The sequence below is a fragment of the Chryseolinea lacunae genome (assembly GCF_016735595.1).
Lineage (GTDB): Bacteria > Bacteroidota > Bacteroidia > Cytophagales > Cyclobacteriaceae > Chryseolinea > Chryseolinea lacunae.
On record NZ_JAERRB010000005.1, the window covers coordinates 495,853 to 520,657 of the forward strand.

The window sequence follows — 24,805 nt, forward strand, 5'->3', positions numbered from 1 at the left end:
CCGGCCGGTGTGTTAGATAATGATTTCTTCCCGTTCGCCCACCAGGCTTTCTTCTGCATAAAGCTCAGGGCTCAACAGGTCGTTCGATACAATTTCCCGTGCCAGGCTTCGTATGGTCGGCTGATTGGTGAACAGACTTCTCAGCGACAGGCGCACGTTTAGTTCTTTATAAATTTTTGAAATGATTCGCATTGCTTTTAGCGAGTGTCCGCCCAGTTCAAAGAAACTATCCTCTACACTGACCGGGCTAACGTTCAAGACATCTTCCCAAATTGCCGCGAGCTTTCTTTCCACATTGTTGGACGGCGCAACATATTTCACGGTTGCGTTTGTCTTTTCGGGGAGCGGCAATTTTTCGGCATGCACTTTGGCATTGGCCGTCAGCGGGAATTTTTCCAGGCTCACGATATAGGCCGGAACCATGTAGTCGGGAATAGTTTTCCGCAACGCGTTCTTGATTTCGGTCGACGGAATGGGCTGTCCTGTTGTGTAAGCCAGGAGTTGAGCGTCGCCGGTTTCATCTTGCCAGACTCTGGCAAAGGCGCCGGTGATGCCCTGTATTTTCAGGAGATGTGATTCTATTTCGTCGAGCTCGATGCGATGTCCTCTGATTTTCACCTGGCGGTCTTTGCGACCAAACAGTTCGAGGGTTCCATCCACATTCCACCGACCGATGTCTGCGGTGTGATACATTCTTTCTGCAGCAGCAAAAGGATTGTCCACAAACCTGGATGCCGTCAGCGTGGCGTCGTTGTGATAACCGCGCGCCAGCACAATGCCGCCGATGCAAATTTCCCCTTTCACCCCGATGGGTTGCACGTTCCGGAATTCGTCTACGATATAGATCTTGCTATCGGCCACCGGCACGCCAATGGTATACACGTCGTCGAGGTTGATGATCTCCTGAACCACGCATCCCACCGTGGCCTCCGTGGGTCCGTATTCGTTGTAAATTCGGATGAGGGGATTGATGGCCCACACCGTGGAAACGTGTTCTTCGCGCAACACTTCACCTCCCAAAATCACTTTGGTGATATTCGTCTCTTTGATGTCGAGTGTTCCCAACACACTCACGTGCGATGGTGTGAGTTTCACAACGCTTGCCTGTCCGCTGGGCTGAAATATTTCATACAGCATGTCGGAGGTCTGGTCGTGCGTATAGTTATAGATCACAATGCTGTCGCCGCGCAACAGTGTTGTGAAAAGGCTGGTGATGGTGAGGTCGAATGCAATGGACGTGTGCAGCGCAAAGGCATGACCCGACTCGTTGTTGAAATAATACTGATTTGCCCAGCGCACATAGTTCACAACACTGGCATGCTCAACGGCCACGCCTTTTGGCGCGCCGGTCGATCCCGATGTGTAGATTATATAGGCGAGGTTTGACGCTTGCGTTGTGCGCACAGGGTTGGTTGCAGGGAAGCTTGAAATTTCCTCCGCTGCTTTTGAAATCAGAATCTTCTTGAACTGATCGCCGACCAGACCGCTGAATTTTGTGTCGAGGATTATTCCCTTCACACCCGAATGGGTCAGTATCTGTTCGATGCGTTGGGTGGGATAGGCCACGTCGATAGGCACATAGGCCGCGCCGGCCTTCAATATGCCCAGAATGCCTACTACCAGATTTATTGACCGGTCGAGGGCAATGGCAACGCGATCGTCGGGTTTCACCTGCCAGGTTTGCCGGAGATAATGTGCCAATGCATTTGCACGGGCATTGAGTTGTTTGTAAGTAAGGCTATCGCCTTCGCAAACCAACGCAACAGCGTTTGGTGTGCGTTCGGTCTGTTGTTCAATCAGTTCGTGAAGCGTTGCGGGCTTGCTTGATGTTGCCACCGTTTCGTTGAACTCGTGCAAGAGTCTGTGACGCTCTGCAGCGGGCACATATTCCAGCGCATGCACCGGTGTGCTTCCTGAGGCCACAATGGATTGCAACAAGGTGGTGTATTGCAGCGACAGCGCATTGATGAACGGCGCAGAAAAGACGTCGCTATTGTATTCGATGATGAGGTTCAATCCCGCTGTTTGATTCTCAGCAAAGTTGAGGTTGAGGTCGAACTTGGTAGATCTCGGCTTACTGTAGTAGTTTCCGATTTCAACATTCGACAAGGCCTGGGGTTGCTTTGCTTCGGTCTTGGTGTCGTGAAACACAATCATGGTATCGAAGAGCGGCGAACGGCTCACGTCACGCACCAGGTCGAGCTGGTCCACGAGATAGTCGAAAGGATAAATCTGATGTGCGTAGGCTCCCGAGGTAACTTCTTTGACGGCGCTCAACACTTGCACAAACGAGTCGTGTGGACTAAACCGCGATCGCAGCGCCAGCGTGTTAACATACAATCCAATCTGATTTTCAAGTCCTTCGTGATCGCGGCCTGCGGTGGGTGTTCCGATGGTGATGTCTGATTGACCCGTGAGACGATAGAACAGAATATTGATTGAGCTCAACAGGCCCATGAAGAGTGTTGCATCGTTTTGGCTGCACAGTTCGCGCAGGGGCTTCAGGATGCTCTGATCGATTTTGATGCCGAGGTGTTTGCCGTTAAACGTTTTGGTTGCCGGACGCACCTTGTCTGCCGGCAATGTCAACGTGGTGGGTAGTGGCGTGAATTGCTTTAGCCAGTAGTCCTGATGTTTGGTGAGTTCGGTGCTGGCGATGAGTTTGTTTTGCCAGGCGGCAAAATCCTTATACTGTATGCTGAGTGGTTTCAGCGGGTTGGGTTCATTGCGGCTATAGGCGTTATACAGCGCCATCACTTCCTGAATCCATATGGATGTGGACCATCCATCGCTCACGATGTGGTGAATGGCAAAAAGGAATACGAATTTTTCACCCGGTAGTTGCAATAATTTGGCGCGCAGCAGCGGGCCTTGCTCCAGGTTGAACGGGATGGCCCATTCATTTTCGGCCAGCGTGGCAGTGATGGTATCCGGATCGTCTTCGCCCCGCAAATCAATTTCCTCCATGGCAAAGCCAAGCTCTTCAAACGACAACACCTTTTGCTTGGGTTCGCCATTCACGCTAACCATCACCGTGCGCAAGCTTTCGTGACGTTCGATAACAGTTTGCAGTGCTGCATGAAGACTTGCCACCTGAAGGTTGCCCTCGAAGGTGTAGGCATACATCATGTTGTAGGCAATGTTCTCGTCTCCAAAATGACTGAGTATCCAAAGCCTGCGTTGTGCATGCGACACGTCGTGATAGGCACTTGCTCCAATGGGTGTGATTTCGGCAAAACTCTTTTTGGCAGACTGCGATAACAATTCTGCCAACTGCCGGATGGTGGAGTGTGTGAACAGGTCGGAAAGTTTCAACAACACGTTGCATTCCTTATAGATCTTGGAAATGATCTTGATGCCCTTCAACGACGACCCGCCAATGGTGAAGAACGAATCGTCGCGGCCGATATCGGCCACCTTCAACACGTCTTTCCAGATGGTTTCCAATTTCCTTTCCAGCTCGGTGAGTGCACCCGCGGTGGGTTGTTCTCTCACCTTGGTGGGTTTGGGCAGTTCGTTGCGGTCGAGCTTTCCGTTTTTATTCTTTGGAAAAGTTGCCAGCCGCACATAGTATGACGGATGCATATAGGAGGGCAAATATTCCGTCAGGTATTTTTTCACCTGTGCTTCGTCCATGTCGGCTTCACCGGTGTAGTAGCAAGCCAACACCTTGTCGTCGTCCGATTCTTCAATGATGGTTACGGCCACTTCCTTCACGCCCTGAAAGTTCACGAGCACTTTTTCCACTTCCAGAAGTTCGATACGATTACCGCGGATTTTTATTTGATTATCCTGGCGTCCCAGGAAGATCACGTCCATGTTGTCGGCAAACTTCGCCATGTCGCCGGTGTCGTATATAACATCGTCAAAATCCGTGTGTAGCGGATTCTGCACAAATTTCTCTTTTGTCAACGCCTCATTCCGGTAATAGCCTTTTGAACGGAACGGTGTTTTTATGTAAAGGCGACCTGGCTCGCCGATCTGGCACAGTTTTCCTTCGTTTAGAATAAGAGCTGCTGTGTTCGAAATGGCTTTGCCCAACGGGATGATGGCATAGGGATCGACCAGCTCATCGCCAATGCGATGGAACATTTTTGCCAGCGTTGTTTCTGAAGGACCATAGATGTTTACCAGTTGCGTTCTTTTGTCGCGGGCCGATTGCCACCGCAGCACATCTTTGCCAAACAGGGGCTCGCCTGCCAACAACACATAGCGTAGTGTGGTCAGGGCATTGGTAGCCTTTGATTCGATCAACTCGTCGGTGAGCAGCCTGAACAGTGTGGGCACAATGTGCACCATGGTGAGCTGCTGATCGTTCATCCATTGCACCAACTTTTGTGGCACCGTTCGCACTTCCTTGTCGGGAATGCAAAGCGTACCCCCGGCCAGCAGTGGAACAAAAATATCGCGGAAACTCACGTCAAACGAAATGGGAGCAAGCTGGCTCACCCGCACCGTGTCGTCAAGGTTGAATTCTCCAATTTCCCAATGTATGAAATGACTCAGTCCCTTGTGGCAGCCTTCAATCACTTTGGGCCGGCCGGTTGAACCCGAGGTGTAGATGAGGTAGTTGCTGTTGTTGCCGTCGAGCACCACGTTCAAATTTTCGCTTGCATACAAACCGTCTGGCAGCGATGCACCACGGCGATCATAAACACGTATCGCGATGTCGTCGGCAAGAGGGTTTATGGTGAGAATTGTCACCGTCAGGCCGCCAAGCACTTCGCGTTCCAAAATGGAAAGCAACGCGGGCAACGTTTGTTGGTGGGTGATGATGAACGCCGGGGCCACTTCGCCCAGCAGGTGTTCCAATCGCTTCACAGGAAAGTCAAGCTCAAGGGGCATAAACACTCCGCCCGCCTTGTTGATGCCAAGGATGCTTGTGACATACTCAATCGAACTTTCAAAGTATGTACCCACCACACTTTCCTTTGTCAGCCCAAGGCCCTGAAGCGCGTGTGCAATTTTATTGGCATTTGCATTCAATATGCCATACTGGATCGATTGACCATTGTGTTCTATTGCAACTTTATCGCTGTGCCGCGAGGCCATGCTTTCAAAAACCTCATGTACGATTTGCTTGTTCATATCTGCGAAAGGGTTAGATTAAATCAAATGTTATGCGTAGCGCGCTTGCCGCCGGTGCACGGTGGTGGATGAGACGGGTTAGCTTTTGTAGGCAATGGTGCCCGCAAAACGAGCCTCCTGAAAAACGGTTGTTATGTGTTTGAACCCGGCCGCGGCCAGGTGGTGTAACTGATCGTCGAGGAAGGCTTCCTTGTCGCCTTCTTCGCCCCGAATGCGGCGATCGTTGGCGGTGATGTTCTCAATGCTCAGTTCGTCGATCAGCTCATCCAAATCCAACTCCGCTTGCAACCGGCGCTGATGATCGCGACACGCCAGGTACTCAAGCAGCGCTGACCCCTGCTGATCCTTGAGTTTAAAAAGATCATACAAGATAAAGATGCCGCCATCGTCGAGATGGTCATAGATGCGCTGAAATAGTTTCCACTTGTCGGCGTCCTGCAGGTGATGAATGGCTAACGCCGAGAAGATGACATCGACCTTTGCGGGCATCTGATGCCAGTTGATGTTTTCAAACAACGCGCAATGGAGGTGGGCTTTCAGCTGTCGAGACAAAAAACGGTCTTGCGCAATGTCGAGCATTTCCTGGGAGCCATCCACCAGATAGCCGTTTATGCGGGGGAAAATTTCATAGAATACTTCTGTGAAATAGCCCGTGCCACAGCCGAGGTCGAGAAACGACGTGGGTGCATTTTTTTGCGAGCACAGGAGATCGACAAGAAAATTCCGATGCTGCTCGCGATTGCCTTTGTCCAGTTTCGATTCATCGTCGTAGTTGGAGGCTCTGAAGGCGCTGTAGGCTTTGATGTTATTTTGTTGATACATGACAAATGTCTCTTGTTGTGCTTATGACATGGACACGAGTATTTTCCGATCGCCCGTGAAGGGCATTCTTCCGTGACAAACCAGGATATTGTCGACCATCAGCAAATCGCCCTTCTCCCACGTATTCAAAACGATCTCCTTGGCCACGGTGTCCTGAATCTCTTTCACGGCGGCTTCGCTCAACACGCTGCCGTCGCCAAAGGCGCCATACATGGGCAGGTCTTCTTCGCGTGAATACATCAGCATCAACATTTCATAAATGTCTTTGTCGAGGTGCGACGGATGAAACTGATCGACCTGGTTAAACCAAACTGTTTCGCCGGTTACGGGATGATCTATCACGGCCGGACGGAATTGGGTGAGCTTAATGCCGCCATCTTCTTTCCACGAAAATTCGATATTGTTCTCGGTGCAGAATTTCTCCACATCCGCTCTGCTTTCGGTTTCATAGGTCTGCTGCCACGACGGGCCCGCACCACCACCGCCGTGCAAGTTGCGCACATACTTCACCCCCTTCTGTTTCATTTCGGCCAACAACTCCGGGCGCATCCGTCGCAAAATTTTTCTGCCGTCGGCAATGGCCGTTTGGCCGCCGGTCTCGCTGGGTATGATGCAGCAAAAGAAAATCTTTGCCGGCCATTTTGCCGAATACGACAACTCGTTGTGAAGCGTTATAAAGAAGTCCTTATCATATTCGGTAGAGGTGTATGTGCTCGACGAAAGTTTGGTGCGTGGCGAAAAACCGTCGACATATCGCAGGGGAGTGCCCGCAATATTTTTCATGATGTAATCAAAGTCGCCCAGCTCGCCAATGCCGATATTTTTAAAAAGCACGGCACCGTTGTCGTGGATTTTTGTTTCCAGGAACTCTGCATGCCTTTTATACCAGTCGATGAAACTGTCTGTCTCAATCGTGTTCTCAAATTTTATAATGAGGGGAAGGCCGTTGTCTGTAACCGCGATCTTCTCACCGGTCAATGCTTCTTGTACCATGATATTTGCGTAGTTGGTTGTTGTCTTAAAAATTTTCGTCGATGCTGGTGCTGGCCCCTTCCAACACTTGCTCGGACAGCGTGTTGTTTCTGAACGGCTTCACCAACGAGGCGATGGGAACACGCGGACTGTTCACCACTTGTTCGGTCAGCAGAATGAAATTATCTCTGACTTTTTCCATGGTCTCAGGCTTGTAGAGGTCTGTGTTGTAGCGAAGCCTGAAGCTGATGTTGCTGTCCGATTCTGAGCCGTAAAACCAAACGTCGTGTTTGGAGAACGAACACGCTTCATCCAACTGCTCCACATCAACGCCAGGGAACACGGCTTTGCCATCGCTGTGCATGCCCATCTGGTTTTGCCAGGTTATGCCGATGTCGAACAAGGGCGATTGATTTGACTTTCGTTTGATGTCGAGGTCTTCAACGATCAGGTCGAAGGAATACTGCTGGTATTTATAAACATCCAGAATGTTGTCGCGAACGCGGCGAACCAGATTCTCCATGTGATCTTTCTCGTCGATCTGCACACGAACGGGCAACGTGTTCAGGTAGTAGCCGATCTGGTTTTCCAACGATTTATGATTGCGCCCTGCAATGGGAAATCCAATAACAATATCCTTCTCCCATGTGTAGCCATGCAGCAGCACATCAACAAGCGCCACGATAGACATGAACACGCTGCAATTGTTGGCCAGGCTGAATTGCCGAAGTTTTTCCGACAACGACGCGCCCAACGAAAAGGCCACGGTGCCTCCATGACTTGTCCGGCTATATTGTCTTGGGTAGTCCGTCGGGATTTCAATCGGTTTGATATCGCCCTGCAAATAGTGAAGCCAGAAGTTCCGATGTTCTTCCAATCGTTCGCCGCTCATGTATTGCAATTGCCACGCTGCATAGTCTTTATACTGAATGGGAAGCGGCGGCAATGGATTCTCGCGTGAGGACGAAAATGCTTCATAGAGAACGGATATCTCTTTTATCAAAATCTCAAACGACCATCCGTCGGAGATGAGATGGTGCATGGTTAACAGAAACACAAACCTGGCATCCTCGATCTGAAAGAGCTTGGCCCGCATAAGCGATCCGTTTTCGAGGTCGAAAACGCTGTCGCGTTCGCTTCTCATTTCGGCCATCGCCTGCTCCCATCCGTCGGCGGCGTTTCTCACATCCACATAGTCGAGTCGTGTGGTCGAGTCAGAAGGTACGTGTATCTTTTGGCGAACCTCATCGTCCACAAAAACAAACGATGTTCGCAAGCTGTCGTGCCGTTCGATGAATGTGGCAAATGCTTTCCGGAAGGCTTCCACATTCAATTCGCCTTTCAAGAGGAACGCGTCGGGAATGTTGAAGCCAGTAGAATTTCCTTCCAGCTGACTCAACACCCACAGGCGTCGTTGCGCATGCGAGGTTGCATAGAACTCCTGCGCGGCTACCACGGGGATGGTTACATGCTCCATGGGCAATGTGTTTTCCACCACCGTGGCCAGCTCTTCAATTGTGGCGTGACTGAATATTTTATTGAGGTCCAGGTGGACACCGAGTTCCTTGTAAATTTCCGATATCACCTGTGTGGCCTTTAGGGAGTGGCCGCCCAGTTGAAAGAAATTTTCCCGGGTGCTGATGTTTTCGATTCTTAAAACATTTTCCCAGATGCGGGCCAGCTGTTTTTCAATGTCCGTAACGGGTGCCGTATACGCCGCTCTGTTTGTGTTGGCATCGGTTAGCGGGTTGGGCAGATTTTTACGATCCACTTTGCCATTGGCCGTCAGCGGAAGGTGTTCCAGCTGCACAAAAAAAGCGGGCACCATGTAGGCCGGTAATTTGTCTTTCAGGTAGCCCGTCAACGCGTCGGTTGACAGTACGCTTTCGGCCGTATAATAAACGGCCAGTTGGCTTGCGCCGTCACGATCCTGAATGACGGTGACAGCCGTTTCTTTCAAGGCTGCATGTTTCAGGAGAGCATTTTCTATTTCACCCAGCTCGATGCGGTAGCCGCGAATTTTTACCTGGCCATCCTTGCGCCCAAAGAACTCGATGTTGCCGTCGGGTTTCCAGCGGCCCAGATCGCCAGTGCGATAGAGTGTGCCGTGCTGTGTGAATTGATCGGTCAGAAAACGTTGTTGTGTGAGCGAAGGGTTTCCGGCATAGCCTTTGGCCACCCCCACGCCGCCAATGTAGATCTCTCCTTTCACACCCAGCGCCTGCAAGCCCTGGTCTTCATTCAAAATATAGATTTGTGTGTTGGCAATCGGTTTGCCAATCAAAATGGTTTCGTCGGTAGCGGTCACTTCTTTCACCATGCATCCCACCGTGGTTTCGGTTGGTCCATACTCGTTGAATACTTTTATGTCAGCATTCAACGAAGTGAGCACCTCCACCTGTTCGCGGGTCAGCGCTTCGCCACCCACAATGACACGCTTCACATCGGTTTTGTCGAGCCCGAGATGGCGCAACAAGCTGATGTGCGATGGGGTGAGTTTCACCGCGCCAAGGGTAGACCCTGGTTTGAAAATTTCTTTCAGCACCACGTTGCTGTCGCGTTGGTCATAGACCACCAGTCTGTCGCCGCGAAGCAACGTGGAAAATATGCTGGTGAGCGTGAGGTCAAACGTCAGGGGCGTAAAGAACGGGAAGTCATACGCCGCCGTGTCGTCGAAATAATACCGATTGGCCCAGGTGATGTAGTTAACAAAACTCCGGTTGCTCACTTCCACACCTTTTGGCATGCCCGTGGAGCCGGAGGTATACAATATGTAGGCAAGGTCATCGGGCTGGGCTGGTGTGTGAACAATGTTATCTGCGGGTTCCAGCACATCCAGTTCAATATCAATAGCCATCACGTCGAGGGTGTGCTCGGCGAGAGAAAGAATGAAATCCATTTCGGTGAGCACGAGCCTGATTTTGGCATTGGCAATCATGTAGTCAATCCTGTCTTTTGGAAATTCAGGATCGATCGGCATAAAGGCTGCGCCGGCTTTCAGAATGCCAAGCAAAGCAATTACCATCCGGTCGGAACGACCGGCCATCACCCCCACGGCATCCTGTGCACCAACCTTATACGTTTTGCGCAGGTGTTGTGCAAGGGCATTCACCTTACTATTCAGTTCGCCATAGGTCCATGTGCGGTCGAGACATGTCAATGCTATTTTCTCCGGATTTTGCAATGCATTTTTTTCAAACCTTGCGCTTATGTTTTCGTCCCACGCAAGTTCCACACTGGTGTCGTTAAAATCGACCACCTGTTGTCGTTCTGCTGCATTGATAAATTCCAGTTTGCCCAAGGGCGTGTCAATGCCGGCATCGAGGGCGCATATCAATTGTGCAAGATGATTGCACATGCGCCCGATGGTGGACGTGTCGAACAAATCGGAGCTGTATTCAATCCCTCCAAAAATTGTGTCACCCACATTGAACCGGAATGTCAGGTCATATTTGCTTGCCCACGCTTCTTTGGCATAGGGTTCGATGTCTACACCTTCTATCGCCTGTTGCTGCTCAAATTCAACATCAACGTCGTCCAATTCGATCATGATGTCGAACAGTGGTGACCGGCTGAGGTCGCGTTCGAGTTTCAGATCTTCAAGAAGCCTGTCGAACGGATAGACCTGGTGTTCGTAGGCACCTAGCGTTACTTCCTTTTGCAAGGCCAACAGTTCCTCAAATGTATGTTGACCACTGAAGGTGGTGCGGAAAGCCAGCGTATTGGCAAAGATGCCGATCTGGTTTTCAAGCTCCACCTGATCTCTTCCGGCCGTTGTGGAACCAATAACAATGTCGTGCTGGCCAGTGTATTTGGATAGCAGCACGTTGGTCAAGGCCAGCAACGTAGTGAATGTGCTGACGTTGTATTTGCGGCTGATGGAATGTATTTTTTCGCTGGTTGACTGGTCAAGACTGAACGGCACAAGGCCGCCGTTGAACAATTTTGCAGCAGGGCGCTCGCGATCTGTCGGAAGATCGATAACAGGAATGTCTTTTGAGAATACATCCAGCCAATATTGTCTGGACAACCCGATGACGGGGCCAGTTATCAATTTGTTTTGCCACGCCGAAAAATCCTTATACTGGATAGCAAGTGGCTCGCGAGTCGGCAATTCGTTACGTTGAATGGCATTGTAGCACGCAATGACTTCGTTGACCAATATTTCCATCGACCAACCATCGGCGGCAATGTGGTGTATGGTGAGGCTCACCACGTAGGCCTGTTCATCCACGTGAATCACTTGCACGCGCAGCGGCACATCCTTTTCCAATGCAAACACGGCGCGCTCGCTTTCGTCTACGCGTTGCCTTATGATCTGTTCCTTGTCGGCCTCTGTTCTGATGTCTACGTAACGAATGTTGAATCCGCACGTTTTGTTGTCAAGAATTTTTTGTTTGGGTTCTCCATCAACGAGAACAAAAATTGTTCTCAGGCTTTCATGACGGGCCACTACGGTTTGAAATGCTTTTTCAAAAGCCGATCCGTTAAAGACACCCGTGATGCGATATGTTTTGGAAATATTATAGGCTGCCTGGCCGTGTTGAAACTGGCTCACAATCCACAACCGTTTTTGAGCATTCGATAGCTCATAGTACGGTTGCTCGTCAACAGCCACAATGGGTTCGTATGCCGAGCGGGCTGTGCCTTTGATGATGTCGGCCAGTTGGCCGATGGTGGGGTGCGTAAATATTTTGCGGAGGGCAATTTTGACCTGGAACGCGATGTGAATTTTAGCCACCACCTGCACGGCTCGCAAACTGTTTCCACCCAACGCGAAAAAATTGTCGTGCACGCCTACGCGGTGTGTGTTCAACACCGCGCTGAATATCCCGATGAGTTTCTGCTCTGTTTCGTCGGCTGCTGCCTGCCCCGGGTTTTCGTTGGCCGCCGAAGACGACCATACTGTGGGCAGCAGGTGGTTTGGAAAATATTTTCTCAGGTGAGTTTCCAGCGCATCGTCGTTCGAAACTTTATCGACCACATACTGCACCCGCGCCGTGAACCTGCCGTCGGTTCTGGCCAATGAAATTGACTGCACGTTGTTGAGCAACCCGGCTGCATCGCTCACCAACGTATCCAGAATAAAAGCGCCATTGGAGCGCAGGTCCAGGCTGAGTTGATCGTTCTTCACGCGCCGACATCCGGCAACACACTTCACCAGGTTCTGCGTTTCATTCTGTTGTTTGTCGTTGGCATCGGAGAAGTAAAGGTCCCCGACAATGCCGTCGAGGACGGTGTTATGATGACTGTCCAGCAATTGATATCGCATCGGTTCCAGCAAAGTGCCCAAGGGTGCCACAATGCTTTCTTCATTTTCGGCAAGCTCAATAGCAGTCACCAGCTTGCCAATCACGTTGGAGAAATATCCAAAAAACAAGCGCGACATTTTGATTGCATTGTGCCACACGCGAACATATTCGTTCAAAAGCGGTGTCTCGCCAATGACAACAACTGACGTTTGCAGATTTTTTACGGAAGGATAATGCTCGAGCGTTCTGGTCATTTCTGTCCAGGCAAATTTGTGCAAAACAAGGGCTGACTTCGCTTTGTCAGTCTCTATGCTTTCCCATAGTCCATCAGACGATTCTGTGTATGCCACCTTCTTTCCCGCCAGCATCGCAGCGAGAGAAATGTCTACGATAAAATCGGATGACAGCCCCCGCGTTAGTATTGTTATGGATGATGCATTGCCGATTTCAAATTTCTGAAGAAGGCTTTCATGATAGGCAAGGTCTATATTGCTTATGTAATTTGTAGTCTCTCCTCCTATCGCATCGGCTCCCGACAAATCGGTTGATGTGTCTGGCCATTGCGTGAGATCAACAAGATCCGTGTCGTATCCGGAAGCCAACGCTGCAGTAGACAACGTGACCGATGACCGGATGTCTGCTAACAACGCGTCTCCAGCTACCGACCCATTCAACAATACATAGGAAAAGCCTGCTTTCAAAGCGCCCCATGCACTTGCCACGATGTCGGCGTGATTATCCAACAATATGAACACACGGTCGCCCTTTGTTAGTGTGCGTTCGTCCAGCACACGTGCGATGTGATTTGCTTTTGCCGCCATCAACAGGGTTTCGGCTGAGAATTTTTTTGCTGCGCTGCCTTTCCGTTTGGTCTTGCGCTTCTGCACAACGGTTTCGCCATCACCAGCAGGCGATGTCAATCGAATGTCGGTCAGAGCCGATGTGGGATCAGCAAGGATATGGTGAATCAGATTTCTGAAACCATTAACCCAACCTTCCATGATCGCTTCGGGATAGCGGGCGTTGTTGTATTGAAATGTAAGCTTGAGAGTCTTGCCGACTTCTGCCACATTCAAGAACAGATCGTATTTATTGAACTCCGATTCTTTTTTATACAGTGCACCCCGACTATCGTTGGCCGATTCTTCGTGAGGCGAAGGCGCATCCATGTTGAAGGTGATGTTGATGGACGGAATGTCGAAGTTACCTTCCTTGGCCAGTTCGGTATACTGAAAGTTTCGAAACTTGTAGATGTCGAGCCATTGGCGTTTCACCGCAGCCAGAAGCGAGGCGAATGTGCTATCGCCGTCTATGCCAAGGTGAAACGGTTTCATTTGCACGCAGCAACCCACCAGGCTTTCGGCCTCCATGTTGAGTTGCCCCGCTGATGGAATGCCGATCAGAATGCTTTTGTCGCCCGACAATTTTTCGACGAAGGCGGTGAACGATGCCAGCAAAAGCATGAACAACGTAGCGCCTTCTTTCCTGGCCAGACTTTTCAATTCGCCGGTTGTGGCCGGATCTATCTTCAACACAAAACTGCTTCCCGACAACATCTGTTTTGTTTCCAGAACGTCGTGTGGAAGCACGGTTTGACGAATGCCTTTTGAAAATTGGTTTGTCCAGAACTGGCGTGCTGCTTCGTCTTGCGGGCCTTGATGATTTGCTTTTTCCCACTCTATGTATTGTGTGAACGACACCACCTCGGCGAGACTGGCCTGGGTTTGCTCACACTCGGCAAGATAGAGCGCTGAGAGTTCTTTCAGGAGCACACCAATAGACCATCCATCGGCAATGATGTGATGAATGATGAGGACAAACATAAACTGTTGCCGCTCCTCTACCACATGTATTCTGAAGAATGGACCTTGAGCCAGGTTGAAGGCTTTGCCTTTTTCGCGATGCACAAAAGCATACACGCCGCCCTCTTCGGGCAATGAAAAATAGTTTACTTCATAGTCTAGCGACGGTTGCACTGTTGCGTAGTCGCCATCGATCGAGACTGCACGCAACAATTCGTGGCGCGCAATCAATTTTGCAACGGCGTTTGAAAATGCGGGCTTTGAAACCTGGCCCTCCACGGTGATGACGCGCGACGAATTGAATGCCACCGAAGCATTTTCTTCAGCAACCGACAAAAACCACAGTCTGCTCTGTTCTTCGGTGAGTGGAATCTTTACTAACGCCGTCTGGCTAATTGTTTCGTCTTGCGCAGAATTTTGTGACGGTGCGATTATCTTTATCTCTCCAGCTTCTATAGCATTGCGTTTCCCTGCTGCGGGTATGAATCCCTGTTGTCGCAAGTCATGCAACACTTCTTTGAACACGGCAATAAGAAACTGAACGTCTTCTTCGGAGTGGGCCGTTGATATGAAGAAGGTCATGCCCTCCCAAGCATAGATTCCTTTTGCCAGGAAGTGATAGACGATGAGCGACAGATTATAGTTTGTGCGGATTTGAAACAGAGAACCAAAGTTCACGATGTTTACATCGTAGTGGTTCTGTTTAAAAAAATCGTTGAGCGTTTCCGCCATTCTCGACGTCCGGTCGTTGAGGGCCTCTTGCAATGCGGGGCCTTCGTTTTTCAAATGAAGTAAGGCTGCCTTGGCCGACGCCATCGCCAACGGGTGATGACAAAACGTGCCCGCCACAAATGTTTTGCGATGATCGAACGTGGGTTGCGAGTCGTCGCCATACTGCCACATGCCGCCATCAACGCCCATCATGTATTCTGCCTTGCCGGCGATGATGCCAAGGGGCAAACCACCACCGGCGATTTTGCCATAGGTGACCAGGTCGGCCTGAATGCCAAACCATGCCTGCGATCCTCCGGGGTGTATTCTGAATCCCGTGATAATCTCATCAAAAATCAATGGTATGTTAAGCTCTTGAGTAAGCGCTCTGAGTTGCAGCAAATATTCCTTGGGCTGAAATTCAGGGCGCCTACTTTGAACTGGCTCCACCAACACCCCTGCCAGTTCGTGACGATGTTTTTTAATAGCCTCCAGTGATGCGGGCGTTCCATAATCGAGGAAGAGCACTTCGTCCAATATAGATTGTGGAATGCCGGTCGACTTTGGAACGGCTTTATTGTCTTTTGAAAAGCGATCTTTTTGTGCCAGCACGCCATCGTATGTGCCGTGGTAGGAACCGACAAACATGGCGATTTTTGTTTTTGATGTGGCCGCACGCGCCAGACGCAACGCCAGCATCACCGCCTCGGTTCCCGAATTGTAGAACGCCACGCGCTCCACACCGGTCAACTCGCACACCAGTTTCGCTACCTCTCCCGGCAGCGCCGACATCGCTCCCAGATAACTTCCCTTGTCGGCCTGCTCTGCAATGCCTTTCACCACCGCGGGATGGTTGTAGCCCAACAGGTAAACACCAAAACCCATGCAAAAATCGGTATACTGATTGCCATCGACGTCGGTGATCTTTGCGCCTTTCGCATGATCGACGAGGATGGGATACATCATTTCTTTATACACCTGATGGTAACCGGCCACGTGCCGGTTGTTGGCATACCATTTCCGATTTTCCTGTGTTAGCGATTTCGATGTCTTTGTTTTTAGGTTGAACGCCGCGATAAAATTCCGAATGTAGCGTTGCTGATTTTCAGTGAGGTCATTCAAGCTATCGTCTGTGGCCGTTGCAGGCTTTGGTACCGCCGCGACAGTCTTCTCGTGGTTTGACTTTGTGGAACCAACATTCACCTGAGGTCTTTGTGTTGCAGGCACAACGGGCAACGCTTGACGCGCCACGTTCGCAGGTTGTCCCTTCAACACGGCCAGTTGTTGTTCCATCAGCTTCAATTGCTGACTCACAATTTCTTCCACGGCCTGAATTTTGCCGACAGTTTGGGGAGCCGCGCTTGTTGCTGTGTTTGCTTTTGTATTTTGATCCGAATTCATCTCTGGTGTTGATTTCTTGAAACTGTCCAACACGGTTGGTGCTTTGCGTTGTGTGGCCGCAATGTCTTCGTCAGGATAGGTGATCCAGCATCGCTTGTGTTCAAAAGGATAGACCGGCAAGCTCACGCGTCGTGAAGATTTCGCGGAGTAAAGTTTCTCCCACGAAACATCGGCGCCAGCCACATAAGCTTCCGACAGTTTCGACAGCGTGTCTGCCGTGAACGGTGTCAGCACGGAAAGATCGACCTGTGTCTTTGTGTCGCGGGGAACTATGCCGTAGCAAATGCCTTGCGCTGCAAGTTGTTCGGGCGACTGTGTTTTCAACAACGCGAGTTTTGCCGCCAGCGTCTCTATGGTGTTCACTACAAAACTGAGTCGGTGGTCGTGATGCTCGCGGCCCGCGGAAGCGGTGTAGCAAATCGCATCAATTGTGACGCCATCGGGCGCAGTGTCAACGTAGGCGCTATACTGGTGCACCAGGTTGTGCAGCGCGGTGTTTGATTTTGCCGAAAGGGTGAACAGGAACGTTGCCGGTTCAACTGTCGTTTCTGCAACGGCAATGCCCGGCGCCTCTTCCAGGATGACGTGAGCGTTTGTGCCGCTCATGCCAAACGAACTCACACCACACCGTCGCGGGGTGTTTGCCGGTGCGTCCCACGGTGCCAGCCGATCGTTTATGTATACAGGCGAAGTTTCAAAGTTTATTTTGCTGTTGGGACGTTCGAAATGCAATAGCGGGGGGATCGCCTTGTTCTTCAACGCCAACACCGCCTTGGCGATGCCGACAACTCCTGCCACGGAATTGAGGTGACCAATATTTGCCTTCACCGATCCAATGGCGCAGAACTGTTTTTTATCGGTGTGTTTTTTGAATGCTTTGGTGATGCCATCGATCTCTATCGGGTCTCCCAGCGTGGTGCCGGTGCCGTGTGCCTCAATGTAGGAAATGGTTTCGGGATTGACTCGGGCTTCGGCCCATGCCTTCTCCATCACGTCGGCTTGTGCCAACGCGTTGGGCGCCGTGATTCCAATGGAGCTGCCGTCCTGGTTGCAGGCAATGCCCTTCACCACGGCCAGGATGTTGTCGTTGTCGCGAAGGGCTTTGTGCAGCGGCTTGATGAAAATGGCAACACATCCTTCGCCGCCCACGGTGCCGTCGGACGAGTTGTCGAATGTTTTTGTTTTGCCCGATGTGGAAAGAATGCCCAGGCCTCTGTTCTCTTCTTCGAAGGGCATCCAGCTCAAATTTATGCCGCCGGCAATCGCCGTGTCGCAGGTGCCGTTTCTGACGGCCTGGCATGCAAGATAGAATGCTACCATCGACGACGAACACGCTGTGTCTATCAGCATGCTTGGACCTTTAAAATCCATCAGGTAAGAAATTCTGCTCGCAATCACAGAGGGGAGATTGGCGGGATATGCCATGGTGGCAAATGCAGGCTCTATCTCTTTTATCAACTCCAGATATTCGGACGAGCCGCCGGTGTAGCCCAGGTAAATGCCCGTGTTGCTGCCACGCATTTTGCTGCAGGCATAACCCGCGCTTTCAATGGCATGATAGGTTGTCTCCAGAAAAATGCGCTGCGCGGGGTTCATCACGCTTCCCTCCTTCGCGGTGAGCTTGAAAAATTTGTAATCAAACCCATCGATCGACTGCAGGAAACCTTTGCGTTTGAAGCGGAAGTCCTCGTCGGTATAGGCAACATTTTTGAAGGCCAGGTATTTTGCGATTTCCTTTTTGCGATCGTCGGGATAGTCGATCACACCGTCTACACGGTTCGAAAGATTGGTCCAGAACGCATCCAGGTTTTCCGCCGAAGGCAGTTGTCCTGCCATGCCAATGATGGCCACATCGGTCTTCGAAAACTTTTCGATGGCCGTTGTGCCACCGACTGCCTTCGGCGATCGCTCAGAATTGAAAAAGTTCTTTCTCATGGTTCGCTGATTTTTACTGCCCATGTGCTACGCGTCGTTCCGTGCACACCCTCATTGTTGCCTAACGTTGTTGTGCTTCTGCCAGGGCCTCGATTTGCTTTGCCATCACCTGCAACTGGTAGTTGATGATGCTTTCCAGAGAAGTGCCTCCGTCTGTGTTGCCGGGCGTTGCGAGTTGCGCTGGCCGACGCTCCACCACCGGAGCATTCGCAGAAGGCTGTGGCAATGCCACAACGTTCGCGCGCGCTGCCACCACGGGTGGCAATGTGGCTTCGACAAAACTGGCAAGCTTTTCAAGCGTGTCGATATCGTCGAACAACCGATTCACCGGAACGTCAAGTGTGTATTCATTTTTTATCAGCTGCTTCACCTGAATGATCGAAATGGAGTCGAGCCCCATCTCCAGAAAAGTAGCCTGTATGTCCACATCTTCCGCTGCCATTTCATATACCTGACTGATAACGCCCCTCAGGTTGTTGATGATGCTGGTGTTGCGGGGTGCAGATTCCGCTGGGCTATTGGCTTGTTTCATAGGGTCTATTTATGCGTGTTGGATTTTCTAATACTCACGGTCATACCTGTATCAAAACATTGCTCCATGCCGCCACCGGGCTATTGTTCATAATCAGCACATGTTCGCCTTTCTGAAATATTCCCCGCTCCAGTCCGGTCAGATAGTTTAACATCACGTCGGATGGCCCGAGGTGCCCGTAGTTTGCCAGGTTGTAGTGACAGGCCTTTGAAAATTTTATCTGCATCGACGATTCATAGAAGTCGTAGGCGCGAAGCGATATGTTCTGGAGAATATAGTGCTTCACATCTTCGGCGGTCAGTCCATTTTTTTCGAGCACGTCGTTGTTCAATTTCAGAAACGACATCTTGCTTTCGATGGCCAGCTCAAATCCGTAGCGACGCAGGCTGGTACACTCTTCTTTGTATTCGGCATAGTTTCGGTTGGCATATTCCACCTTAAACAAATCCCAATACTTTCCCTGTGTTTTGATGTTCACGTCCACAATCTGATTTTCGGCGGTGCGTGTCACCAGCAGTGCAATGCCGCCGTCGCCGTTGATGGTGACGGGAAACCTGAACCGGCTTGGTGCATACGGTTTGTTGCCGTAGCTAATCAGCACACAGTCGGCTTCGTGATTGGCCGACAAAAAATCTTTCGCCAGCTTGATCGCCATCGACATGTCGGTGCATCCCAGGTCCGACAGCGAAAAAGTGTTGGCGTTGGTGGCTTCAATGTCGTGTTGCAACCTCGCCGCAGACGAGCTCATGAAATATTGCGGCAGTCGGTTTTGAATATAGATTATGAGGTCGATGTCGGTGCCTTTCACATCATTTTTTTGCAGCAGTTTCACTGTGGCCTCCTTTGCCAGGTCGTATCCGGTATAGTCGGCTGCATCACAAACGCTGTAGATGCCCACACCGTTGAAGTATTCAATGGCGGCTTGCTCCATGTCTTCGTTTTCGATAAGCTCTTGCGTGCGCACCTTTTGGTCTGTGAAGAACGAAGCGATATCCTGAATTCCTACCATGATCTGAAATTTATGTAGCGTGTTGTTTATTCGGCCGAGGCGGTGAAGTGAATGATTTCTCCATACACCTGGTATAGCCTGTCGAGGATGGCGTCTTTAGCAATTTTTGATCTGAACTTGGGCACGTCGGCAAACTCGAAGGTTGAGGACCAGACGAACTTCACCACGTTGATCTCATCCACCACCAGTTCGGCAGGGATGGTGATCGCGTGCGTAGACCATTGTTCGGAGGCGGAGAGCTCTTTAAAAAACGCACCGTTTATGAACATGTTTATTTTGTCGCTTGGCGCATTGCGTTGTGGTGTTCTGTAGGTAAGTTTTGTATTGACAGACTTGCCCTCGTCGGCGACGATAAAAAATTCGGACTCCACATTTCGGGATTGATAAAACGAAGGTGTTCTGCCCTGATAAATATCATAGGACGTGGAATTATAGAACGACTCCAGCAAATTCACTTTGCGGCCGTTCACACCATGCTCTTTTTTCCGCAGGGCCTTCACGCTGCCACTCAGATCGATGTTCACCGTTTTGAGGGCCTTTATCATGGCGTTCACCAAAGCGATGTCCATAATTTTTTGTTCGCGTTTGTGCAGAAAGCCCACGCCACCGCCATACTGATTTATCCATTCGTTCTCCACCAGCTTCTCATGGCTTTTGCACAGCGTTGACGATATGCGTCGCGTGGCGAAATCGACATAGCTGGTCATGATCTCGATGGCTACGGGCGAACACTTCACGGCCATCTCGCAGAGGTAATAGAGCACATCGTGTGTCTGGCCATAGTGGGCGTTGTGAACCGCCGCGCAAGCATAGGCCACGGCCTTCACTTCGTCGCTGGCCTTGAACTGCCAAGCGTTGAAATCTTCCAAGGCAACCTCCTTCCCCACCGTATATTTCAGCAGCGCCTTGGCCGCAGCGGCCATAGCGATTTGTATTCCTTCTTCCGAAAGGTGACAGTAGTCCAGAAACAAGTCTCTGCCCGGTAGTTTGCCGCCGCGCTGTTGTGTGAACACCGTGGGAAGGTCTATCACCTTGATGTCAAAATTGTGTGCTTCTTCCAAAAAGATCTCGCGCACCAGGGCATGCGTGCGGGGCTTGCTGTCGGCACGATAGTATATCGATGTGTCTCTGGCCGACTCGAGGCAGGTTCGTGCTTCATCGTAGAGGCCCGTCTGCAATTTTCCGTAGGCCATAATTTCATAGCCCCACGGATGCGAATGATCTGCATCAATCATCTGCTGCGCATACCCGCACGCCGCTTTCAGGTCGCCCGTGGACAGTGCTTCTTCAGCCGAGGCCTTCGCGCCATGCCACGCACGCAACACGTCGTTTGATAGCGAGGTAAGAATTTTTTCGTTGGCACTGCTGCGCCAATCCACGAGGTTGAATTCGGGAATGATAAACAACACGGGGATGTTGCGCTCGGCAGCGATCTTGCCCAGGCGTTTCAACAGGTTGTGGATTAGTTTTTTGAACTTGCCCAACAAGAATTGTTCGAGTCCTTTTGTGCCTTCCCGCTCGAGCACGCTTGCCATTTCTTTTACCTCATTTTTGCTAAGGTCGCGACGTACGGAATTGTACCAGTTGTTGCCCGCAAAAATAACCATGGCATCCGGGTCGAGGTTCACGCTGTCGGCAGCAAATTCAAACAGGCCCTTCAGGTCCATGTTTGTGCGCGCCAAGTCCACGATCTCGTAGTCTGACGTTCCGTATTTTTCCAGAATGTTTTCCAGCACTTGCGCAGGATAATAGTAGGGATCATAGAGATATCCGCGGGCCACCGACTCGCCCAGCATCAGCACGCGCTTCTTGCTTGACTTTGGCGGAATTTCGTGTATCTGTGCCCAATATGCCCACTCTGCATTTCGGCGGGAATCGCGCACATAGTATGTGTCGCCATTTCTGATTTCCGGTTTCCAGATACCCACCGTGGTGCTTTGCTCTTGCTCGTCGCGAAACCACGACGTTGATTGCTGCTCTTCATCCACCAGGTTGAGCTTCAGTTGCTCTATCAATTTTTGCTTCGTCGTGCTATCGTTACTTTCCGTAAAAATTAAATTCGCCAACTCGGCGGCAATGATTTTTTTTGATTGTACTACGAGGTTTGACATTGGGTTGATTTATAAAGTTAGGGATGGAGTATTTGCTCCGTTGGCACACCACACGCGTTTGGGTGAAATGCATGAAACGGACACAAGAGTTCACACGCGAAAGAACTTTCCGTGTGAATTAAATGAAGGTGTATACATCGTGAACAATGCCACTGGACTTTTGCTGGAAGTTTATCATCCAGGCCATCAGTTCCAGGCTGTTTTCAGAACGGTTGACGATGGAATCGCCCAACACCAGGCAGTCGATGTCGGTGGTAACAAAACAGCGAAGCGCATCTTCGGGTGTGCAAACAATGGGTTCGCCACGAACATTGAACGATGTGTTCAACAAAATGGGACACCCGGTGATGGCGTTGAAATATTGAAGAAGTTTTGCAAACCGCTCATTCGTTTCCTGGCTCACGGTCTGCACTCTGGCCGATCCGTCAACGTGGGTGATGGCAGGCAAATCAAGCGCCGACTTTACCTGACAGGTTTCCAGCATAAATGGCGATGGGTGATCGAGGTCAAAATGATCGCGCACGCGTTCTGCCAGCACGGCCGGTGCAAAAGGTCTAAAGCCTTCACGTTTTTTCACCATGGCATTGATGCGGTCGCGCATGTCGGCGTCGCGCGGGTCGGCCAATATGGAGCGCGTTCCCAGCGACCGCGGACCAAACTCCATGCGCCCCTGAAACCATCCGATCACTTTTCCTTTCGACAACAGCGTGGCTACTTCGGTGAGTAGCCCTTCGGTGTCGCCGGCAAAATGATGCGCGTTGAACGACGTGGCTTCCAGCATGGTGGTGATTTCGCTTTGTGTGAACGAAGGCCCGAGATACACATGTTGCATCGGTTCGTTTTGCGGACGGCGACCCGTGATGTCAACATGGGCGAGCGCTGCCGCGCCCAAGGCACAACCCGAGTCGCTTGATGCCGGTTGCACGAACAGTTTTTTGAATGGTCCGTATTTCAGAATGTTTCCGTTGGCAACGCAGTTCAATGCCACGCCGCCGGCCATGCAGAGGTTGTCCATGCCTGTGACGTCATGGAGGTAGCGCGCCTTTTCTAACAAAATTTCTTGCAGCACTTCCTGCAGGCTTCGTGCCATATCGGCATGAACCTGTTCCATTTTCGATTCGGCCACACGCGCCGGCACGCCCATTAGATCAACCAAGGCCTGCGAATACATTTTATCGCCCTGCAAAAAATCAAAATATTTTAACTCTAGCTGAAACTGGCCATCGTGTTCCATGCGAATCAGTTTCCGAAGCTTTGTAGAAAATACCGGCTTGCCATAGGGTGCAAGACCCATCACTTTATATTCCCCTTCGTTCACTTCAAAACCCAGGTAGTTGGTGATGGTGCTATAGAGCAACCCGATGGAATGAGGAAAATGAACTTCCTCAAACAGATCGAGTTTGGCACCCACACCTTTTCCATAGGTGGTGGTGGCCCATTCGCCCACTCCGTCGACGGTGAGGACCGCTGCCGATTCAAATCCTGAATAATAGTAGGTGCTGGCGGCGTGCGATTGATGATGGTCGAAAAATTTTATGGGACCTTCAAATCCCAGCACTTCGCGTATCTGTTGTTCGGGGCGCTTCGGATCGAGGCGTCCATCAAATTCTTCGGGGCCGCAGCCATAGCCGCTCCACAACTGGCGCGCGAGTTTCTTCTCGGGGCGTTCGTAGTAGGCCAGGCAGTCGATGTCGGTGATCGTCAACCCGGCTTGTTCAAGGCAATAAAGAAAAGCCTTGGCGGGCACAGCAGGATCGTGTTTGATGCGGGTGAAACGTTCTTCCTGAGCGGCAGCGGTCAACATACCATCCTGCAACAGGGCACAGGCCGAGTCGTGGTATAATGCGGAAATTCCAATGATGTTAAGGCTCACACGTAAATTATTTTAGTAGAAGATAAATATTCAAAATCAGGCTTGCGGCTGGTCGATGAACGAAGGCATTGCGTGAAACAATTTTATGGTGCCCGTTTCCGTGAAAAGCTGTTCGAGGCGTTGCGTCTGCTGGTGACGATCGAGGCGCTTTGTTTGCATGATGCAACAAAGCATCTCGATGGTCTGTTTCATTTCGTCGACGGTGGGAAGCATCTTTCTCGATTCGATCTGTGCCTGAAGTTCTTTCATTTTATGATAGGGTTCCACAACACCGCGTTGATACTCGTCAGCGTCCCAGTTTGTGTTCCTGACACTGACGGCAATGGCCATGGCCTTGGTGACCACACTCGACAAATTTTTCACATCGTCGGCCAGGGCCTGACGAAGAAGCTCTTCGTCCGAAACATCGTCCATCGCGAAGGCTTTTACCCTGGCATCTTTCCGGATCAGGTTTCGCAAGGTTTTGCCAGGGCCAAGCTCTATGCAAAATTTCACATTCTGCTGCACGAGATAGTCGAACGATTGGTGCCAGCGTATCGGCTGTGTCATTTGCTTTGTCAATGCCTCGACGATGTCTGATGATGCATGAGGATTTCCCGTGACATTGGAAAGTATGGTGCACGCCGGTGTACTATAGGTATAGTTCGACAATTCTTTTTTCAGACTATCGGCGGCGGTGGCCATTAACGGGCTGTGAAAGGGTGCGCTCACTTTTAGCCGCACGGCCTCACCTCCCCTGACGATGCTTTCCGTTTCGGCCTGCTGCACCGCTGCGGTATGTCCCGAAATAACAATCTGTGTTGTGGAGTTATAGGCGGCCACCACCACCACGTGTCCGGGCCGGGCAATGGTCGCGCAAATGTCTTCCACGGTTTTTGCATCCAGGCCGTTGATGGCCGACATCGCGCCGGCACCTTCTGCCAGCGCTTCGCTCATCAGCCGCGCGCGAACCCCGACAATCGACAGGGCATCGCGAAAGGTTAACACGCCCGCGCAGGCAAGGGCCGAAAATTCGCCCAGGCTGTGACCGGCCATGTATTGAGGAATGGGCAACGTGTTTTTATAATATTCATAGCACGCCACGCTGGTGGTGAAAACAGCAGGCTGTGTATACAAGGTGTTGCCAATAACTTCGGGACGTTCTTCGAGACAAAGTTTTTTTACATCATAGTGCAGAATGTCTCCTGCCTCTTCGAAAACTTTTTTCACGCTTGCATTTTCGAACCATCGCTTGCCCATGCCCACGTATTGTGCGCCCTGACCCGGAAATAAAAAAGAAACCTTTTTCATCACGTCG

At 50.9% G+C, this 24,805-nt stretch carries 9 protein-coding genes; all 9 read right to left on the minus strand.

Annotated elements, in window-relative coordinates:
- Positions 1 to 12: 12 nt before the first annotated feature.
- The 9 genes from JI741_RS17660 to fabD all read right to left on the minus strand — a co-directional run bounded on the left by JI741_RS17660 (position 13) and on the right by fabD (position 24,798).
- Positions 13 to 5,088 (minus strand): non-ribosomal peptide synthetase, encoded by a 5,076-nt coding sequence (locus JI741_RS17660; RefSeq protein ID WP_202011960.1) that lies wholly within the window; start codon positions 5,086 to 5,088, stop codon positions 13 to 15.
- 78 nt (positions 5,089 to 5,166) lie between these two features.
- Positions 5,167 to 5,910, minus strand: coding sequence for a class I SAM-dependent methyltransferase (locus tag JI741_RS17665; RefSeq protein ID WP_202011962.1), 744 nt, complete (start codon positions 5,908 to 5,910; stop codon positions 5,167 to 5,169).
- 21 nt (positions 5,911 to 5,931) lie between these two features.
- Complete coding sequence (locus tag JI741_RS17670) at positions 5,932 to 6,903, minus strand: TauD/TfdA family dioxygenase (protein ID WP_202011970.1); 972 nt, start codon at positions 6,901 to 6,903, stop codon at positions 5,932 to 5,934.
- A gap of 25 nt (positions 6,904 to 6,928) precedes the next feature.
- On the minus strand, positions 6,929 to 17,983 hold the full coding sequence (locus JI741_RS17675; protein ID WP_202011972.1) for a non-ribosomal peptide synthetase: 11,055 nt from the start codon (positions 17,981 to 17,983) through the stop codon (positions 6,929 to 6,931).
- A 61-nt stretch (positions 17,984 to 18,044) separates the two neighbouring features.
- Complete coding sequence (locus tag JI741_RS17680; RefSeq protein ID WP_202011974.1) at positions 18,045 to 18,515, minus strand: acyl carrier protein; 471 nt, start codon at positions 18,513 to 18,515, stop codon at positions 18,045 to 18,047.
- Positions 18,516 to 18,555: 40 nt separating this feature from the next.
- Positions 18,556 to 19,524 carry a 3-oxoacyl-[acyl-carrier-protein] synthase III C-terminal domain-containing protein gene (locus JI741_RS17685; protein WP_202011976.1) on the minus strand — a complete coding sequence of 323 codons (969 nt, stop codon included), beginning with the start codon at positions 19,522 to 19,524 and terminating at the stop codon, positions 18,556 to 18,558.
- Between the two features lie 26 nt (positions 19,525 to 19,550).
- A complete protein-coding gene (locus JI741_RS17690) occupies positions 19,551 to 21,635 on the minus strand; it encodes an SGNH/GDSL hydrolase family protein (protein ID WP_202011978.1) in 2,085 nt (694 codons plus the stop codon).
- 118 nt (positions 21,636 to 21,753) lie between these two features.
- On the minus strand, positions 21,754 to 23,508 hold the full coding sequence (locus JI741_RS33090) for a carbamoyltransferase family protein (protein WP_202011979.1): 1,755 nt from the start codon (positions 23,506 to 23,508) through the stop codon (positions 21,754 to 21,756).
- Positions 23,509 to 23,544: 36 nt separating this feature from the next.
- Positions 23,545 to 24,798, minus strand: a complete 1,254-nt coding sequence (fabD, locus tag JI741_RS17700) for an ACP S-malonyltransferase (RefSeq protein WP_202011981.1) — start codon at positions 24,796 to 24,798, stop codon at positions 23,545 to 23,547.
- Positions 24,799 to 24,805: the final 7 nt, after the last annotated feature.

Coding starts and splice junctions, on each gene's coding strand:
- JI741_RS17685 (WP_202011976.1), bottom strand. CDS start 19,524: ATGGTAGGAATTCAGGATATCGCTTCGTTCTTCACAGACCAAAAGGTG.
- JI741_RS17690 (WP_202011978.1), bottom strand. CDS start 21,635: ATGTCAAACCTCGTAGTACAATCAAAAAAAATCATTGCCGCCGAGTTG.
- fabD (WP_202011981.1), bottom strand. CDS start 24,798: ATGAAAAAGGTTTCTTTTTTATTTCCGGGTCAGGGCGCACAATACGTG.
- JI741_RS17665 (WP_202011962.1), bottom strand. CDS start 5,910: ATGTATCAACAAAATAACATCAAAGCCTACAGCGCCTTCAGAGCCTCC.
- JI741_RS17680 (WP_202011974.1), bottom strand. CDS start 18,515: ATGAAACAAGCCAATAGCCCAGCGGAATCTGCACCCCGCAACACCAGC.
- JI741_RS17675 (WP_202011972.1), bottom strand. CDS start 17,983: ATGAGAAAGAACTTTTTCAATTCTGAGCGATCGCCGAAGGCAGTCGGT.
- JI741_RS17670 (WP_202011970.1), bottom strand. CDS start 6,903: ATGGTACAAGAAGCATTGACCGGTGAGAAGATCGCGGTTACAGACAAC.
- JI741_RS17660 (WP_202011960.1), bottom strand. CDS start 5,088: ATGAACAAGCAAATCGTACATGAGGTTTTTGAAAGCATGGCCTCGCGG.